Origin of the sequence: Streptomyces sp. NBC_01171 (assembly GCF_045039805.1) — a bacterium.
Classification (GTDB): Bacteria; Actinomycetota; Actinomycetes; order Streptomycetales; family Streptomycetaceae; genus Streptomyces.
In genome coordinates this window covers 1285883-1303354 of the sequence record NZ_CP108609.1, presented here as the reverse complement: position 1 = coordinate 1303354, position 17472 = coordinate 1285883, and the positions used below count along the sequence as shown (strand labels likewise).

The 17472-nt window shown below is 73.4% G+C and carries 14 protein-coding genes; 11 read left to right on the top strand and 3 right to left on the bottom strand.

Annotated elements, in window-relative coordinates; genetic code table 11:
- Positions 1–20 precede the first annotated feature (20 nt).
- The 10 genes from OG448_RS06030 (at position 21) to OG448_RS05985 (ending at position 11542) form a co-directional block, all read left to right on the top strand.
- Positions 21–2849: an SNF2-related protein gene (locus tag OG448_RS06030; protein ID WP_405551880.1), complete on the top strand. Its 2829-nt coding sequence runs from the start codon at positions 21–23 to the stop codon at positions 2847–2849.
- A 41-nt stretch (positions 2850–2890) separates the two neighbouring features.
- Complete coding sequence (locus tag OG448_RS06025) at positions 2891–4777, top strand: SWIM zinc finger family protein (RefSeq protein WP_405558702.1); 1887 nt, start codon at positions 2891–2893, stop codon at positions 4775–4777.
- A 117-nt stretch (positions 4778–4894) separates the two neighbouring features.
- Positions 4895–6241, top strand: a complete 1347-nt coding sequence (locus OG448_RS06020) for an alpha/beta fold hydrolase (protein WP_405551879.1) — start codon at positions 4895–4897, stop codon at positions 6239–6241.
- Between the two features lie 65 nt (positions 6242–6306).
- A complete protein-coding gene (locus OG448_RS06015; RefSeq protein WP_405551878.1) occupies positions 6307–6942 on the top strand; it encodes an MBL fold metallo-hydrolase in 636 nt (211 codons plus the stop codon).
- A 36-nt stretch (positions 6943–6978) separates the two neighbouring features.
- The gene (locus OG448_RS06010; protein WP_086695278.1) at positions 6979–7758 is read left to right on the top strand and encodes an exodeoxyribonuclease III; all 780 of its coding nucleotides are present in this window, start codon (positions 6979–6981) and stop codon (positions 7756–7758) included.
- 16 nt (positions 7759–7774) lie between these two features.
- On the top strand, positions 7775–8194 hold the full coding sequence (locus OG448_RS06005) for a DUF6278 family protein (RefSeq protein ID WP_405551877.1): 420 nt from the start codon (positions 7775–7777) through the stop codon (positions 8192–8194).
- A 135-nt stretch (positions 8195–8329) separates the two neighbouring features.
- On the top strand, positions 8330–9073 hold the full coding sequence (locus tag OG448_RS06000) for an amino acid ABC transporter ATP-binding protein (RefSeq protein ID WP_405551876.1): 744 nt from the start codon (positions 8330–8332) through the stop codon (positions 9071–9073).
- A gap of 17 nt (positions 9074–9090) precedes the next feature.
- The gene (locus OG448_RS05995) at positions 9091–10008 is read left to right on the top strand and encodes a glutamate ABC transporter substrate-binding protein (RefSeq protein WP_405551875.1); all 918 of its coding nucleotides are present in this window, start codon (positions 9091–9093) and stop codon (positions 10006–10008) included.
- An 11-nt stretch (positions 10009–10019) separates the two neighbouring features.
- Positions 10020–10664 (top strand): amino acid ABC transporter permease, encoded by a 645-nt coding sequence (locus tag OG448_RS05990; RefSeq protein ID WP_405551874.1) that lies wholly within the window; start codon positions 10020–10022, stop codon positions 10662–10664.
- Positions 10661–11542: an amino acid ABC transporter permease gene (locus OG448_RS05985; protein ID WP_405551873.1), complete on the top strand. Its 882-nt coding sequence runs from the start codon at positions 10661–10663 to the stop codon at positions 11540–11542. Before OG448_RS05990 ends, OG448_RS05985 begins: the two co-directional genes overlap by 4 nt.
- Positions 11543–11591: 49 nt before the next feature.
- Here OG448_RS05985 and OG448_RS05980 read toward each other — a convergent pair whose 3' ends face one another.
- Both OG448_RS05980 and OG448_RS05975 read right to left on the bottom strand, forming a co-directional pair.
- Positions 11592–13148 carry an alpha/beta fold hydrolase gene (locus OG448_RS05980; RefSeq protein ID WP_405551872.1) on the bottom strand — a complete coding sequence of 519 codons (1557 nt, stop codon included), beginning with the start codon at positions 13146–13148 and terminating at the stop codon, positions 11592–11594.
- A gap of 116 nt (positions 13149–13264) precedes the next feature.
- A complete protein-coding gene (locus tag OG448_RS05975) occupies positions 13265–14020 on the bottom strand; it encodes a hypothetical protein (RefSeq protein WP_405551871.1) in 756 nt (251 codons plus the stop codon).
- A 202-nt stretch (positions 14021–14222) separates the two neighbouring features.
- On the opposite strand from OG448_RS05975, the gene OG448_RS05970 reads away from it, so the two are divergent.
- The gene (locus tag OG448_RS05970) at positions 14223–15266 is read left to right on the top strand and encodes a transposase (RefSeq protein WP_405551870.1); all 1044 of its coding nucleotides are present in this window, start codon (positions 14223–14225) and stop codon (positions 15264–15266) included.
- 16 nt (positions 15267–15282) lie between these two features.
- On the opposite strand, the gene OG448_RS05965 is transcribed toward OG448_RS05970, so the two are convergent.
- Entirely contained in the window at positions 15283–17253 is a 1971-nt protein-coding gene (locus OG448_RS05965; protein WP_405551869.1) for a helix-turn-helix domain-containing protein, read from the bottom strand.
- Between the last annotated feature and the right edge of the window lie 219 nt (positions 17254–17472).

Genomic DNA, 17472 nt, shown 5'->3' with positions numbered 1-17472 from the left:
GACGGGAGGTGACAGGACACATGAGTGACGGCACGGCCACGGTGACAGCCCGCGCGCGGGCCGAGGACACGGTCCCGGCACGTCTCGCCTGCGTGTTCCTGCCCGCGCCCCTTCCGCGCGAGGCCCGCGTCGCGTTCTGGGACCCCGAGGGCGAGCCCCTCCCGGACGCCACCGACGAGCTGACCGTCGTACGGCCGCACGGCACGGGCGTACGACGCCGTCAGGTGCCCGCGCTCACCCTGCCCCTAGCCGACGCCCTGCCGCTGCTGGTCCGCTCCCGGCACGATCCGGCCGCGCATCCGGCCACCGCCTGCTGGGGGGCCGCCGCGCTGCACGCGCTGCGGCTGACCGCGCGGGGGCGGCTGCTGCCCGGGCTCACCCCGAGCGGGCACGACGCCTGGCGTGCCGGGCCGCTGGAGCCCGGCGACATCGCGCACCTGCGCGCGGTGGCCGCCGCCCTGCCCCCCGAGGGCCACGCCGTGCCGCTGCCCGGCCCCGGACCGCTGACCCTCCCCGAGCCCGAAGCCCTGGTCCGCTCCTTCCTGGACGCCGTCGCGGACACCCTGCCCCGCACCCCCGCCGCCCCGCACACCAGCGGACGCCCCTTCGCCGCCCGCGAGCCCCAGCCGCTGCCCGGCGCCCACGACTGGGCGGCCGAGGTCGCCGCGGGCATGGACGCGGGCGTACGCGTCTCGCTGCGCCTGGACCTGTCCGGGTACAGCGTCTTCGACACCGCTGACGACGAGCGGGCGCGGGCGGCCGGTGCCGCCGTCGTGCAGGTCCACAGCCTGGCCGACCCCACGCTGGTGGCCGACGCGGCGGCCGTGTGGGCCGGGGACGCGGACGCCTTCGGGCCCCGCGCGCACGTGGACGCCGCCCTCGCCGTCCGGCGCGCCGCGCGCGTGTGGGCGCCGCTGGACCGGCTCGCCGAGCAGGACGTGCCCGACGTGCTCGCCCTGTCCGAGGAGGAGGTCACCGACCTGCTCGGCGTCGCCGCGAGCCGGCTCGCCGCCGCCGGGGTCGCCGTGCACTGGCCCCGCGACCTCGCCAGTGACCTCGCCGCCACCGCCGAGGTCCGCACCGCCCCCGGCTCCGCGACCGACGGCACCGGGTTCTTCGAGAGCGAGGAACTGCTCAGCTTCCGCTGGCAACTCGCGCTCGGCGGCGACCCGCTCACCGAGGCCGAGATGGACGCCCTGGCCGAGGCCCACCGCCCGGTCGTCCGGCTCCGCGACCGCTGGGTCCTGGTCGACCCCGCCCTGGTCCGCAAGGCCCGCAAGCGCGAGCTGGGCCTGCTCGACCCCGTCGACGCGCTCGCCGTCGCCCTCACCGGCACCGCCGAGGTCGACGGCGAGACCGTGGAGGCCGTCCCGACCGGCGCCCTCGCGGCCCTGCGTGACCGGCTCACCGCGGGCATCGCCCCGGCCGAGCCGCCCGCCGGGCTCGACGCCACCCTGCGCGACTACCAGTTGCGCGGCCTCGCCTGGCTCGACCTGATGACCTCCCTCGGGCTCGGCGGCTGCCTCGCCGACGACATGGGCCTCGGCAAGACGATCACCCTCATCGCCCTCCACCTCAAGCGCGCCCGCACCGAGCCGACCCTCGTGGTCTGCCCCGCCTCCCTGCTGGGCAACTGGCAGCGCGAGATCAACCGCTTCGCGCCCGGCGTCCCCGTCCGCCGCTTCCACGGCGCCGACCGCACCCTCGACGGCCTCACCGGCGGCTTCGTCCTCACCACCTACGGCACCATGCGCTCCGCCGCCGCCCAGCTCGCCGAGCACCCCTGGGGCATGGTCGTGGCGGACGAGGCCCAGCACGTGAAGAACCCGTACTCCGCCACCGCGAAGGCGCTGCGCACCATCAGGACCCCCGCGCGCGTGGCGCTCACCGGCACCCCGGTGGAGAACAACCTGTCCGAGCTGTGGGCCCTGCTCGACTGGACCACGCCCGGCCTGCTCGGCCCCCTGAAGTCCTTCCGCGCCCGGCACGCGCGGGCCGTGGAGAACGGCGAGGACGCCGAGGCGGTGGAGCGGCTGGCGAGGCTCGTCCGGCCCTTCATGCTGCGCCGCAAGAAGTCCGACCCCGGCATCGTCCCCGAACTCCCGCCCAAGACCGAGACCGACCACCCGGTGCCGCTCAGCCGCGAACAGGCCGCGCTGTACGAGGCCGTGGTGCGCGAGTCGATGCTCGCCATCGAGGACGCGAACGGCATCGCCCGCCGGGGCCTCGTCCTCAAGCTGCTCGGCGCCCTCAAGCAGATCTGCGACCACCCGGCGCTCTACCTCAAGGAGGAGCCCGCCCACCCCGACCGGCTCTCCGCCCGCTCCGGCAAACTCGCCCTGCTGGACGAGCTGCTGGACACGGTGCTCGCCGAGGACGGCTCGGTACTGGTCTTCACCCAGTACGTCGGCATGGCCCGGCTCATCACCGCCCACCTGGCCGACCGCGCGGTCCCCGTCGACCTCCTGCACGGGGGCACCCCGGTGCCCGAGCGGGAGCGGATGGTGGACCGGTTCCAGGCCGGCGAGATCCCGGTCCTGGTGCTCTCCCTCAAGGCGGCGGGCACCGGGCTGAACCTCACCCGCGCGGGACACGTCGTCCACTTCGACCGCTGGTGGAACCCCGCCGTCGAGGAACAGGCCACCGACCGCGCCTACCGCATCGGGCAGACCCAGCCCGTCCAGGTCCACCGCCTCGTCACCGAGGGCACCGTCGAGGACCGCATCGCCGACATGCTCACCGCCAAGCGCGCCCTCGCCGACGCCATCCTCGGCTCCGGCGAGGCGGCCCTCACCGAGCTGACCGACCGCGAACTGACCGACCTCGTGTCCTTGCGGAGGCCGGCGTGAATTCCGAGGAGAGGACCCCGGCGGAGGAGGCCCGCGAGGCGCTGCGCGCGGCTCGGGCGGGTGCCTCCGGGGAGCCCACCGAGGGAGATGCCGGGTCGGCGGACGGCCTGGATCAGGGGGCGGCGCCCGGGACCGAGGCCCGGCCCGGTGAGGTCGCCCGGGCCGCGCTGCGGGCTGCTGTGGCGGCTCGGCGTGAGGGGGCCGAGGGGGAGCCGGTCTCAGAGGCTGGTGACGATTACGGCGAACTGGCCGCGCCCGCCGACCCCCAGCCGAACCCGAGCAGCCCCCGTCCGGGCGACGTTGCCCGTGAGGCACTCCGCGCCGCGCGGCGGGAGGCCGAGCGGCGTCCCCGTCGGGCCACCCCCCGCCCCGCACCCACTGAGGGTTCCGGCCGGTCCGCTCAGGCCCAAGTCGCTCGTGACATGCGGAACTTCCTCAGCACCGCCTTCCGCATGCCCGACTGGGCCGACGATCCCGAGGCCGCCGGACCCCAGCCGCGCGACGACCACCCCGAGGCCGCCGCCCCCCCCGAGCACGGCGGCACGGCCACCCTCCTGAAGGCCCCCACCCCGGAGCCTCCTGCCGAGCACGCCCCGACCCCACCCCCGCCCAGCAGGGCCCCGTCCCGCACGCCGGACCACCCAGCCCCTCCCCACCACCCCACCTCCATGGCCACCCCCCACCGCGACAACGAACTCCGGCGTACCTTCCCCCCGTTCGCCCCCCGCCCCGAGCCGCAGGACTTCGCCACCACCTGGTGGGGACAGGCCTGGGTCGACGCCTCGGAGCACACCGCGCTGGACGTCAACCGGCTGAACCGAGGGCGCGGTTACGCCGACGCCGGCCATGTCGACGCGATCACGGTGACACCGGGACTGGTGCTGGCGTACGTGCGGGGCAGCCGCCCGCGGCCGTACCGGGTGCAGTTGCGGCTCCGGACGCTGAGCGACGAGGACTGGGAGCGCCTCCTGGAGGCGGCGGTGGACAGCCCGGCCGACATCGCGGCGCTGCTCGACAAGGAGCTGCCGCACACCCTGGCCGACCGTGGCGTCCCCCTGCTGCCCGGCCCCGGCGACCTGACCCCGCAGTGCAGTTGCCCCGATTCCGGCCGCCCCTGCAAGCACGCGGCCGCGCTCTGCTACCAGACGGCCCGGCTGCTGGACGCCGACCCGTTCGTCCTGCTCCTGCTGCGGGGCCGGGGCGAGCGGGAGCTGCTGGACGAGCTGTCCCGGCGCAGCGCGGCGAGCGCGGCCCGTGCCGCACGGGAGCGGGGCCCGGCCGCGCTGCCCGGCGTGCGCGCGTCGGAGGCGCTCGACGGGCGTCCGCTGCCCCCGCTCCCGGCCGCACTGCCCGCGCCCGCACACCCCGAGGCGCCCCCTGCGTACCCGGCGGCGCCCGGCGGACCCGACCCGTTCGCGCTGGACCAGTTGGCCACCGACGCCGCCGCCCGCGCGCACGCGCTGCTCACCACCGGCCGCGACCCGGTGGGCGGGCTGACGCTGTGGCAGGACGCGGTACGCCTCGCCGCCGCCCGCCCCGGCTCCGGCCTGACCGCCGCCACCCGCAGCCTGTACGCCACCCTGGCCGCCGCCGTGGACCGCACCCCCGGCGAGCTGGCCCGCGCGGTCGCCGCCTGGCGGCAGGGCGGCCTCGCGGGGCTGACCGTGCTGGAGGAGCCCTGGGACCCGCCGGCGGGCCGCTTCGACCGGGCCCGCCCGTTGCTGCTCGCCGCCGACCTGCCCGCGTTCCGTCCCTGGCGCAACCACCTCACCCACCCGGCGGGCCACGCCCAACTCCGCCTGGGCCGGGAGGGCTTGTGGTACGCGTACGAGTCGGAGCCCGGTCACGACGACTGGTGGCCCCGGGGAGCGCCCGACCTCGACCCGGTATCCGCCCTCACCACCCTGGACATACCGGACGCCCTCTGAGCGCCGTACACCCGCCGTGAAGACCGTGTGAGAGTTCGCCGCGCTTTCCGGGGAGCCCCCCGCCCCGCACCGGGCCCCCCGGCCCGGCGAGGGCGTCCGGGCGGTTAGCGTGGTGCGGTGAGTGAGAAGAAGACCCCCACCCTTCAGTACCGGTTCGACGGCCCGGAAGACGCCCCCGTGCTCATCCTGGGGCCCTCCCTCGGCACGACCTGGCACATGTTCGACCGCCAGGTGCCGGAACTGGTCAAGCAGTGGCGGGTCCTGCGCTTCGATCTGCCGGGCCACGGCGGCGCCCCCGCCCACCCGGCCGGTTCGGTCGCGGAGCTGGCCACGCGCCTGCTGGCCACCCTGGACAGCCTCGGCGTGCAGCGCTTCGGCTACGCCGGCTGCGCCCTCGGCGGCGCCGTCGGCATCGAGCTGGCCCTGCGCCACCCCGAGCGGCTCGCCTCGCTCGCCCTGGTCGCCGCGTCGCCCCGGTTCGGCACGCCGGACGAGTTCCGTCAGCGTGGCGTGATCGTACGCACGAACGGGCTCGACCCGATCGCGCGAAGCGCGCCCGACCGCTGGTTCACCGGGGGCTTCGCCGCCGCGCAGCCCGCGATCACCGAGTGGGCGGTGCAGATGGTCCGCACCACCGACCCCGGCTGCTACATCGCCGCCTGCGAGGCGCTCGCCGCCTTCGACGTGCGCCCGGAGCTGGGCCGTATCGGCGTGCCCACGCTGGTGCTGGTCGGCTCCGAGGACCAGGTCACCGGCCCCGCCGAGGCCCGCACGCTGGTCGCCGGCATCCACGACGCCCGGCTCGCGGTCGTACCCGGCGCCTCCCACCTGGTGCCGGTCGAGCAGCCCGCCGCCGTCACCGACCTCCTGGTCCGGCACTTCTCCACCGCCTGGCAGCAGCCCTTCGACACCGGCCAGACCGCCCTCCCGGCCGCCGCCGCGCCCGTCACCCGGGCCCCGGGCGCCCCGGCGCCGGTGGCCATGCCCACCCCGGCGCCCGTCGCCGCCCCCACGCCACCCCCGCGCACCGCGCCGGTCGCCGAGATCACGGCCGCCGCCGAGCCGCCGCAGCCGGTCGCCCCGCCGGACCGGTACGAGACGGGCCTCAAGATCCGCCGCGAGGTACTCGGCGACGCGCACGTCGAGGGCGTGCTCGCGCGGGCCGACGAGTTCTCCGGCGACTTCGAGGAACTGGTCACCCGCTACGCCTGGGGCGAGGTCTGGGACCGGCCGGGCCTGGACCGCAAGTCCCGTAGCTGCGTCACGCTCACCGCGCTGGTCGCGGGCGGCCACCTGGAGGACCTGGCGGTCCACACCCGAGCCGCGCTCCGGAACGGCCTCACTCCGCAGGAGATCAAGGAGGTGCTGCTCCAGGCCGCCGTCTACTGCGGTGTCCCGGCGGCGAACAGCGCCTTCCGGGTGGCCCAGCAGGTCATCCGCGAGGAGACCACGCCCGCCGAGTGAGGCTCCCGGCCGTCCGAGGCGGCACGATGGAGACGGAAGCGGTCCGACGACCAGGACGGGAAGTCATGAAGTTCATCAAGAAGTCCCACTCCTGCGTCCGCCTGGAGAAGGACGGCCGGACGCTCGTCATCGACCCCGGCAACTTCAGCGAGCCGGACGCGGCGGTCGGCGCCGACGCCGTCCTCGTCACCCACGAGCACCCGGACCACTTCGACGAGGGCCGGCTGCGCACCGCGCTGGAGGCGAACCCGGAAGCCGGGATCTGGACCCTGAAGTCGGTCGCGGACCAGCTCACGGCCGCCTTTCCCGGCCGGGTGCACACCGTCGGCCACGGCGACACCTTCACCGCCGCCGGCTTCGACGTACAGGTCCACGGCGAGCTGCACGCCGTGATCCACCCGGACATCCCGCGCATCACCAACGTCGGCTACCTGATCGACGGCGGCAAGGTCTTCCACCCCGGCGACGCCCTCACCGTCCCCGACCAGGCCGTGGAGACCCTGATGCTCCCGGTGATGGCGCCGTGGAACAAGATCTCCGAGGTGATCGAGTACGTCCGCGAGGTCAAGCCCCGCCGGGCCTACGACATCCACGACGCCCTCCTCACCGACCTGGCCCGCCCGATCTACGACCGCCAGATCGGCGGCCTGGCCGACGCCGAGCACCTGCGCCTGGCACCGGGGACCTCCGCCGAGCTGTGAGCCCGGTTGTCACACCCGGCGGGTAGGTTGAGGGACATGCGTATCGCCACCTGGAACGTGAACTCGATCACCGCCCGTCTCCCGAGGCTGCTGGCCTGGCTGGAGAGCAGCGGCACCGACGTGCTCTGCCTCCAGGAGGCCAAGGTCGCCGAGGAGCAGTTCCCGGTCGAGGCCCTGCGCGAGCTGGGTTACGAGTCGGCGGTCCACGCCACCGGCCGGTGGAACGGCGTGGCGGTGCTCTCCCGCGTCGGCCTGGAGGACGTGGTCAAGGGCCTGCCCGGCGACCCCGGCTACGAGGGCGCCCAGGAGCCCCGCGCCGTGTCGGCCACCTGCGGCCCGGTCCGCGTGTGGTCGGTGTACGTGCCCAACGGCCGCGAGGTCGACCACCCGCACTACGCGTACAAGCTCCAGTGGCTCGAGGCCCTGAGGACCGCCGTCGCCGGGGACGCGGCGGGCGGGCGCCCCTTCGCCGTGCTCGGTGACTACAACATCGCCCCGGCCGACGACGACGTGTACGACCGCGCCGCCTTCGAGGGCGCCACCCATGTCACCCCCGCCGAGCGCGCCGCCCTGGCCGCGCTGCGCGAGACCGGCCTGAGCGACGTGGTGCCCCGCCCGCTGAAGTACGACCACCCCTTCACGTACTGGGACTACCGCCAGCTCTGCTTCCCCAAGAACCGCGGCATGCGCATCGACCTGGTGTACGGCAACGGCCCGTTCGCCGGCGCGGTCAAGGACGCCTACGTCGACCGCGAGGAGCGCAAGGGCAAGGGCGCGTCCGATCACGCGCCGGTGGTGGTCGACCTCGACGTCTGATGCCACGCTGGGGTCCATGAACATCCCGTTCCTGGGCCCCCGGCGCGGCAAGAGCGGTGACGCGGCGCTCCCGGCCGACCCCGAGGCCATCGCCGCGCTGCTCTCCGAGTGCGAACTGCTGCGCTCCCAGGCGGACCGGGCGGGTGTCCGCCTGGACGACACCCCGGCCTCCCTGGAGGCACTGGACCAGCTCGTCCCGCTGTGGCGCGACGACCCCGAGACGCTGCCCTGGCTGGGCAACGACGCCGGGCTCTACCTCGGCACCGTGGTCGTGCGCACCGTACCCGGCGCGGTCTGGCGCATCAGACGGGACGGAGAGCCGGTTCTGCGGCTTGCCTCCGGCCGGGAGTTCGAGGTCACGGAGCCCGGCCGTCAGTGGGCCACCAGCGGCCTTCCCGAACTGTCCCAGTTCTACGCGGAGATCGCCGAACCGTGAGCCCGGCGGCTGTCGGCGTCGCGCAACTGGGGCTTAAATACGGCTAATGCCCCAGGGTGCGTGTCGTCCGCCTGGTCCGGCACGGTCTGGATAGTTTCGGCCACTACGACTCGGCGAGAGTGAGTAGGGCTGCGGATGGCCGTCGATCCGTTGATCGAACTGCGTGACGTCAACAAACACTTCGGGGAGCTGCATGTCCTCCAGGACATCGACCTGACCGTCGGCAAGGGGGAGGTGGTCGTGGTCATCGGCCCCTCCGGATCGGGCAAGTCGACGTTGTGCCGGGCCATCAACCGGCTGGAGACCATCGAGTCCGGCACCATCACGCTCGACGGGCAGCCGTTGCCGGAGGAGGGCCGGGCGCTGGCCCGGCTCCGGGCCGAAGTGGGCATGGTCTTCCAGTCGTTCAACCTCTTCGCCCACAAGACGGTCCTGGAGAACGTCTCCCTCGCGCAGACCAAGGTGCGCGGCCGCAAGAAGGCCGACGCCGACCGCCGCTCCCGTGAACTCCTCGACCGGGTCGGGCTGTCGGCCCAGGCGGACAAGTACCCGGCCCAGCTCTCCGGCGGCCAGCAGCAGCGCGTGGCCATCGCCCGCGCCCTCGCCATGGACCCCAAGGCCCTCCTCTTCGACGAGCCCACCTCCGCGCTCGACCCCGAGATGATCAACGAGGTGCTGGAGGTCATGCAGCAGCTCGCCCGCGAGGGCATGACCATGATCGTCGTCACCCATGAGATGGGCTTCGCCCGCTCCGCCGCCAACCGCGTCGTCTTCATGGCCGACGGCCGGATCGTGGAGGACCGCAGCCCCGAGGAGTTCTTCACCGCCCCGCGCAGCGAGCGCGCCAAGGACTTCCTCTCCAAGATCCTCAAGCACTGACCGGGGGAGTGCGACCCATGTCCCGCCACACCCGCGCGCCCCGCGCCATCGCCCTGCTCCTCGCCCCGCTCGCCCTGCTGGCCGCCTGCGGCAAGGACGGCAGCCCGCCCGCCAAGGGCCCCGCCCCCGACCAGCTCCCGCACTACTCGGTGGCCCGCGACTACAGCCTGCCCGGCTCCCCGACCTGGGCCCGCGCCAAGAAGCGCGGCCACTTCGTCGTCGGCGCGAAGGAGGACCAGCCCTACCTCGGCGAGAAGGACCCGGCGACCGGCCGGTACTCCGGCTTCGACATCGAGATCGCCAAGATGCTCTCCGCCTCCCTCGGCTTCCCCGGCGACAGCGTCCGCTTCCGCACCATCGCCTCCGCCAACCGCGAGACCGCCCTGCAGAACGGCCAGATCGACTACTACGTCGGCACCTACACCATCAACGCCAACCGCAAGAAGCTCGTCGGCTTCGCCGGCCCCTACTACATGGCCGGCCAGTCCCTGCTGGTCCGCAAGGACACCGACGACATCCACGGGCCTGAGGACCTCGCCGGCAAGCGCGTCTGCTCGGCGGCCGGTTCGACCCCGTACCAGCGCATCAAGGACGACTACCCGAAGGCGATCCTGGTCGCCTACGACACCTACTCGGTCTGCGTCGACAACCTGCTCACCTACCAGGTCGACGCGGTCACCACCGACGACGCCATCCTGATCGGCTACGCGGCCAAGGCCCCCGACGAACTCAAGGTCGTCGGCAAGCCGTTCTCCGAGGAGCCGTACGGCATCGGCGTCCCGCGCAGCGACAACACCCTGCGCTTCGCCCTGGACGACGCCCTGGCCGCCCGCGAGAAGGACGGCGACTGGAAGAAGGCGTACGACGCCACGCTCGGCCTGTCCGGCGTGCCCGCGCCGAAGCCGCCGCCCATCGACCGCTACCCGGCGAGCTGACCGAGGACGCCATGAACGTACTGACAGACAACTTCGCCGTCTACGCCGAGGGATTCCTCGGCACGGTCCAACTGACCGTGTACGCCTCGCTGCTGGCCCTGGCGCTCGGCTTCCTGATGGCGTCCTTCCGGGTCGCGCCGGTGGCCTCGCTGCGGGTGTTCGGCACGGTGTGGGTGACCGTGCTGCGCAACACCCCGCTCACCCTGCTGTTCTTCGCGGTGCTGCTCGGGCTGCCCCGGTTCGGACTCGTCCTGCCCTTCCAGGCGTTCGCGGTCCTGGCGCTCGGCTGCTACACCTCCGCGTTCATCTGCGAGGCGCTGCGCTCCGGCATCAACACCGTACCCAGGGGCCAGGGCGAGGCCGCCCGCAGTCTCGGCATGACCTTCTCGCAGACGCTCGGCGTGATCGTGCTCCCGCAGGCGTTCCGCTCGGTGATCCCGCCCGTCGGCTCCACCCTGATCGCGCTGGCCAAGAACTCCGCCATCGCCGGTGCCTTCAGCGTCACCGAACTGCTGGGCACCTACAAGACGTTGAGCGAGCTGGGCTACAACATCATCTGGACCTTCGTCTGGATCGCCGTCGGATACCTGATCATCACGCTCGCCATCAGCGCCCTGTTCAACCTGCTGGAACGCAAGTGGGGAGTGGCCCGATGACGACCGAGACCACCGCGCTCTACGACGTCCCCGGCCCCACCACCCGGCGGCGGCACGCGCTGTACGCGGCGCTGTCCACAGCCGTCCTGCTGGGCCTGGTCGCCTGGCTCCTCTATCTCCTGTTCTCCACCGGCCAGTTCACCGCCACCAAGTGGATGCCCTTCGAGTACAAGGGCATCCAGGAACTGCTGCTGCGCGGTCTTGGCAACACCCTCAAGGCGTTCGCCATGGCCGCCGTGCTCTCCCTCGCCCTCGGTGGGGTGCTCGCCGCCGGGCGCCTCTCCGACCACGCGCCGGTGCGCTGGCTGGCCACGCTCCTCGTGGAGTTCTTCCGCGCGATGCCCGTGCTGGTGATGATCTTCTTCATCTTCGTGGCGCTCAAGGTGCAGCCGCTGCCCGCCCTGGTCGCCGGGCTGACCCTCTACAACGGCTCGGTGCTCGCCGAGGTCTTCCGCTCCGGTGTCAACGCGGTCGAACGCGGCCAGCGCGAGGCCGCGTTCGCTCTCGGCATGAGAAAAACCCAGGTCATGTCCTATGTGCTCGTGCCGCAGGCGGTGCGCGCCATGTTGCCTGCGATCATCAGCCAGTTGGTGGTCGCGCTGAAGGACACCTCGCTCGGCTTCCTCATCACCTACGAGGAGTTCCTCCACGCCGGGAAGCTCATCGCCTCGAACCTCGACTACGATTTGCCGTTCATCCCCGTGGTGATGGTGATCTCGCCGATCTACATCGGGATGTGCATGCTGCTCTCGTGGTTCGCCGTCTGGGTGTCCCGCCGGGAGCAGCGCAGTCCCAAGACCGAGGCCGTGGCTGTCGCCGCGCCCGGCCCTGGGGCGCTGCTGCCGGGTGGGGAGCCACCCACGGCTCCGAAGCCGTGACGAGGGCGGCGGTTCACACGGGCCATGCTCGTCCGGCGGCGGCCGGAGATCACTGCTCGCGCAGGGGGACCGACACGTACGACGGGTCGTCCTCCGGCGAGGAGAAGGTCAGCCGCGCGCCGGACGGGTTGTGCTCGATGTAGAGCGGATCGACCGTGTCGGCCACCAGGGCCAGCCGGTGCCCGGCCTGGACGTCGTAGGCCGTGGAGAACAGGTCCAGGTCCACCCCGAACGGCTTGCCCGGAGTACGGCCGTGCCAGGTCAGGGGGGCGTGGGTGACCAGCTTGCCGATGCCGAGCGGGCCCACGTCGTACAGGTAGGCCACGAAGGTGCCGCTCTCGGCGGTCGGGGTGAGCGTGGTGTGCAGCCTGGCGGTGCCGCGCACCCGCTGGGGCGCCGCGTACCGCTCCGACTGCCAGACGGCCGCCCAGCGGCGCGGGAGCAGCGGGACGGAGGCCATCGGGGGCAGCTTGGTGACCTGGTCCATGAGGCCGGAGAGCAGGACGATCCCGCCGTCCGCGCCGGAGTCGACGTTGGTGTGGATGGTGGTGCTGCCCGCCAGCGCGATCTTGCGGTCGGTGGCGGCGACCGACTTCCAGTCCGGGTAGCCCTCGTAGCCGCCGCCGCTGCGGGACTCCAACTGGACGGGCTGCTCGCGGTCGACGCCGTTGTCCACGCCCCTGAGGTAGTGGTCGAACCAGCGGCCGGTGTCCTTCCACACGTCGTTGGGCAGCCCGAACAGGCCGGTCAGCTCCGGGGTCGCGTGGTCGCCGGGGCGCAACTGGAGGCGTTTGGGGCCGGTCAGCTTCTCGTAGAAGCTCGCGTACTGGTTGGCCGGGAAGACCGAGTCGCTCCAGGCGTTGGCGAGCATGACGGCGGGTTTGCCGGCGTTGAGCCGGTCCAGGTACGTCACGGCGGAGCGGCGCTCGCCCCAGTCGATGAGGTTCTGCTCCTGGGAGAGGTCGGAGGCGTAGAAGCGGTCGAAGATCTGCCGCAGCTCCGGGCTCCGCCGCCCGGTGATCGCACCCGCGCCGTCCAGCAGGGCCGCCGCCTGGACGTGCTGGGTGCGCCCCGAGTAGATCGAGCCGATCAGGTCCGCCCAGCCGCTGAGGGCCGCCACGGCCCTGATCCGCTTGTCGTGGGCGGCGGCGAGCAGGCTGATGCCGGCGCCGTAGGAGACGCCCGCCATGCCGACGCGCGCCGCGTCGGCGGGGGTGTTCGCCAGCGCCCAGTCGATCACCTTGGAGGCGTCCGCCAGGTCGGGAGCTCCGGCCACCTCGATCTCGCCGCCGGACTGCCAGAAGCCGCGCACGTTGTAGGAGAGGACCACATAGCCGGAGTCGGCGAGCTTCTGGGCCTGGGCGAGGTACTCGGCCTGCGGGAAGCCCCAGCTCGTGGGCAGCACGAGCAGCGGATGGCTGCCGGAGCCCGCCGGGGTGACGACGTTCGCCTTCAGTACGGTGCCCCCGTCACCGGGAATGTCGACGAACCGTACGGCGGGGGCCGCCTGGGCCGCGGGCGCCAGTCCGACGACCGCGCCGGCGACCAGCGCCGCGGAGACGGTGCCGACGGCGCAGGTGCGCAGGGGGTTACGAGCGGGTGCCATGGTCACTCCTGACGCGTGCCAGTGCGAAAGTGACCCGACAGTAGTGGGTGGTTCTTACCTCAAGTAACCCGTCGGTAAGTTACGTACGGGTAACAATAATTGAAGACGGTTGCACGCTACGAGGCGGGCGTCGCCTGAGCCGGCGTCTCCTCGGTCTCCGGGAACGGGGCCTGCGCCGCCCGCGTGACATCGGCGACCACCTCGACCAGATCGGGGCCGTACGCCTGGGAGTTGACCACCTTCAGCAGCAGCACGAACGAGTGGGAGCCGTGCTTGCGGGCCAACCGCTCGTGATTGCGGGCCAGATAACGCGTCGCCGCCTGATTGGTGATAGCCCGCTGCCCGCAGAACAGGAACACCGGCCGCGTCTGCCGCCCCGCCGCGACCTTGGCCAGCAGCACGTACTCCGTCGTGCCGGGCTCCATCCGGTAGGTCTCCGTACCGATCCGGAACGCGCCCCGGTTCGGCCCCTTCTCCTTCTCGGTGTTCATCCGCACCCCCGGCAGCATCGCCGACATGTGCGCCAGCATCCGCCGGTTGGACGCCGGACCGCCCACACAGAACTCGGTCCGCTCACCGAAACCCTGGTGCGCCACGTCCTGCGTCATCAACTGCATGTTCGCGCCACAGTCCTTGATGAGCGCGGACAGCTCCAGCAACGCGAACACGTCGAACCGGTGCACCGCCGGCTCCGTCGCCCCCGGGTCCCGGTTGACGACGAACAGCGTCTCCGAGTTGTCCGGCAGCCCGAAGAACACCTGCTTCCGCCGCAGCTTCCGCCGCCACAGGTAGGTACGGGCCACCCACCCGATCGCGGCACTGATGCCTGCGGCTATGACGCCCAGGACGATGTTGCGCACGTCGTCGTTCATGCCGCGGGATGCTAGCGGGTCCGGTGTCGAAGGGCGCGGCCCCGCCGGGCGGTGGTGGCCTCACCACCCCCCTCCGCGCCCCGGTCGGCCCCGCCGCCGTGGTGGCCGCGGCGGCCGTGGTGGTGCGGGCACCGCCTGCCGCCGAACCCGGGTGACGGGCTTCCCTCGTGCGGCCGGGCCGGGGCGGGGAGAGTCGGGAGGCATGACGGACATGACCGAGCTGTACGCGTCCCTGTTCGCCGGGTTCAGCGGCGCGACCCACAGGGTCCGGGCCCGCCAGTACGTGGACGGCCTGCTGGGCGTCGACGGGCGCAAGACCGTGGCGAACATCGCCGCGGCCGTGGGCGGCCCCGAGGACGAGCAGCGGCTGCGGAGGTTCGTGTCCTGCGGGGCCTGGCGCTGGGGCCCGACACGGCGGGCGCTGGCCCAGGCCCTCACCAAGCGGACTGGAGAGGGGGCCGGGGCCTGGGTGGTGGGGCCCGTGTCCATCCCCAAGACCGGTGACCGCAGCGTGGGGGTGACCCGGCACTACTCCCGCGAGCGGGAACGGGTCCTGGTCGGGCAACTGGCCTTCGGGGCCTGGTTCGCCACCGCAGGGTCCCTCGTGCCGGTCAGTTGGCGGCTGGTGCCGGGCGGTGGCGAGGCCGGACGGGTGGCCGCGGTCTCCGAACTGGTCACCGAGGTCGCCGACTGGACCGGGGGCCGGCGGCCCGTGGTCGTCGACCCGGGGGTGCTGCCGGTGGCCGACCCCGCCCGGCAGCCCTGGGCGCGGTGTCCCCTGACGGTCCGCGTCGACCACGAGGTGCGGCTGGCCGTGAAACGGCGGCCGGTCCCGGGCCCCGCGGAGGTCGCTCCGGCGGGCGAGGTGTTCAGGTCGGCCGGCCTCCGTTCCGCGTCGGACGGGGGAGTGGCGACGGTGCCCGCCGCCCTGGCGACGGGCGACCTGGGACCGTCGACCGCGGTGGGGGTGTGGCCGGGCGGGCACGTCGGCGGCCGGCCGGAGGAGGTATGGCTCAGTGACCTGCCCGCGGAGCGGCCCGCCGTGCTGGGCGCCCTGGTCCGGCTTCCGGGGCGCGTGGCCGGCGGCTGGCGCACGCGCGGCGCGGCCGTGGGACTGGCGGACTACGAGGGACGGTCACTCGCGGGCTGGCACCGGCACATGACGCTGGCTTCGTGCGCGTACGCGGTCCAGGAGCTGGCGGGGGACCGGGCCGGGGTGCGGCGGCCCGCCATGTGCGCCGCCTGAGGGGTTCCGGGCGGCTTCAGCGCTCGCCGGCCGAGTGCTGGGCGGCCGTCCGGACCACCGGGCCCAGGACGTCCGGCGCGGGAATCTCGGGGCCGGACCGCAGGGCCCCGCGGGTGCGGTGCAGCCGCAGGGCCAGTTGGAGGTCGAGCGCCCGGTCGGGGTCCGACCAGCCGGGACCGAGAACCTCGGCTACGCGGTCGAGGCGCCGGTACACCGTGTTGGCGTGCACGTGCAGGGCCTCCGCCGCGACGCTCGGACTGCCGCCCGCGGCGAAGTACTCCTCGAGGGTCCGGGTCAGCTCCGTCAGACGCAGCCTGTCGTACTCCAGGAGCGGGCCGATCGTCGCGGTGACGAACGAGGTCGCGTCCGGGGCGTCGGAGAGCAGCAGCCCGAGAAAGCCCAGGTCCCCGGCGGCGGCCGCGCTGCCCGCCCGGTCCAGGGCGAGCAGCGCGTCCAGGCACCGCGTCGCCTCCCGGTGCGCGTCGCGCACGTCGCCGAGACCGGTGATGCGACCGCTCGCGCCCACCGTGACGGGATGGCCGAGCGCGCCCGTCATCTCGTCCTTGACGCGTCGGGCGCACCAGCCGTCGTCGCCGTCGCCGAGTTGCCCGGTGAGCGGCAGCAGCAGGGAGACGCACCCGTCCCTGATGCTGCGCAGGCCGCCCGTCCGGCGGGCGTACGCCGCGGCCCAACTGGCCGCCCGGCCCAGGTTGCCACCCTCCGGCCGGCCGACCAGCACCATCATGGGCCGCGGGGTGGCGAGCCCTAATCGGGCCGCCCGATGAGCGAGTTGCTCCACAGGACGCCCGGTCGCCGCCAGCAGTTCCTCGAACAGCTCGTCGCGGAAGGGGCTGGCGATGGCCTCCTCCCCGCGCTGCATCTGCAACAGCACCGCCAGCGGCTGCGCCACCAACTGCCCCTTCCAGCGGGCGGCGTCGTCCAGCGGCCACCTCGCGTGCATCAGCAGTACGGCCAGTTCCTCGTCCCCGGCGGTCAGCGGGATGACCCAGAGCTCCGGGTACGCGGAGCCGTCCGGCGCCGCCGACCGCACCGGCACGGGCCCGTCCTGCCCGCCGCGGTAGGACTCGCCCAGCGCACGCCGTACCTGCTCCTCGGCCACCTCCGGGGGGTCCCCGGCGGCGCCGATCCGGCGCTGGTCCGCGTCGCGCACCTCCAGTGCGCAGTCGAGGGCCGACGCCGCCGCGGCGAGGACCTCCTGGAGCCCGGCGCCGCGCAGTGCCAGGTCGGTGAGCCGGGTGTGCAGCCGCCCGAAGCGGCGGAACTCGCCCAGTTCGGCGAGGTAGGAGCCGCGCTGTTCCAGCGTGCGGGCCTTCTCGATCGCGACGGCCGCGAGGTCGCTGAGCGAGGTCATGAGCGAGACGTCGCTGATGCTGAAGTGGCGCACATTGCGGTCGGCGGCGTACAGCGTGCCGAAGGTCTCGCTGCCGTGGGTGAGCGGTGAGGCGATGATGCCGCGCAGCCCCTCGGAACGCACGATGTCGTCCAGCACGGGGGAGTGCCGCATACGGTCGTCCGCCAGGTAGTCCGACGACCAGATCGGCACGCCGCCCACGTTGGACTCCCAGCCGAGCCCGGCGTCGCCCGGCACCCGGTACCCGAGGGTGAGCGCGGAGGCGTGGCCGTCGGAGGTGCGCACATAGCCCTCGCCGCTGTCCCGGTCGCGGAAGCTGATGTAGGACATGTCGACGCCGAAGAGCATGCGGGTGCGCCGGACGATCATCTTGAGCAGGGTGTCCAGCTCGTGCGGGGCGGTGAGATCACGTGCGGTGTCGATCAGTGCCGCCAGCTCGGCCTCCCGCTGCTGACGACGGGCGAACAACGAGTGGACGTGCAGGGCGAGTTCGTGCGCGCGGTCCAGCTCCGCGGCCGCCGAGGGGTCCGCGTCGGCCGCCGCGCGCCGCACGAGATCGCTCATCCGGTCCGGCGAAGCCTCCGCCGCGAGGAGTTCGAGCAGGTCCAGTGCCACGCCCGAGGCGCTCCCTGCCGCTGTCTGGCGCCGCTCGCCGTCGACCATCCGTATGCCTCTCCCCCGGTTCCCGGCGCCGTGTGACGCAACCCGGCTCGGTCCCTTTGCGCCTGCCCCTCGGGTACGGGAAAGCCACTCGATGTGGCGCAGGTCACTTCCGGGGGGTGGTGGTCCGGCCACCGGTCACGGCCCCGGAAGTGTCGTCGGACTCCCTTCCGG

Bases quoted from the DNA above. Each gene is read 5' to 3' on its own strand.
- OG448_RS06030 (WP_405551880.1), top strand. From the start codon at position 21: ATGAGTGACGGCACGGCCACGGTGACAGCCCGCGCGCGGGCCGAGGAC.
- OG448_RS06015 (WP_405551878.1), top strand. From the start codon at position 6,307: ATGAAGTTCATCAAGAAGTCCCACTCCTGCGTCCGCCTGGAGAAGGAC.
- OG448_RS06010 (WP_086695278.1), top strand. From the start codon at position 6,979: ATGCGTATCGCCACCTGGAACGTGAACTCGATCACCGCCCGTCTCCCG.
- OG448_RS06005 (WP_405551877.1), top strand. From the start codon at position 7,775: ATGAACATCCCGTTCCTGGGCCCCCGGCGCGGCAAGAGCGGTGACGCG.
- OG448_RS06000 (WP_405551876.1), top strand. From the start codon at position 8,330: ATGGCCGTCGATCCGTTGATCGAACTGCGTGACGTCAACAAACACTTC.
- OG448_RS05995 (WP_405551875.1), top strand. From the start codon at position 9,091: ATGTCCCGCCACACCCGCGCGCCCCGCGCCATCGCCCTGCTCCTCGCC.
- OG448_RS05990 (WP_405551874.1), top strand. From the start codon at position 10,020: ATGAACGTACTGACAGACAACTTCGCCGTCTACGCCGAGGGATTCCTC.
- OG448_RS05985 (WP_405551873.1), top strand. From the start codon at position 10,661: ATGACGACCGAGACCACCGCGCTCTACGACGTCCCCGGCCCCACCACC.
- OG448_RS05980 (WP_405551872.1), bottom strand. From the start codon at position 13,148: ATGGCACCCGCTCGTAACCCCCTGCGCACCTGCGCCGTCGGCACCGTC.
- OG448_RS05975 (WP_405551871.1), bottom strand. From the start codon at position 14,020: ATGAACGACGACGTGCGCAACATCGTCCTGGGCGTCATAGCCGCAGGC.
- OG448_RS05970 (WP_405551870.1), top strand. From the start codon at position 14,223: ATGACGGACATGACCGAGCTGTACGCGTCCCTGTTCGCCGGGTTCAGC.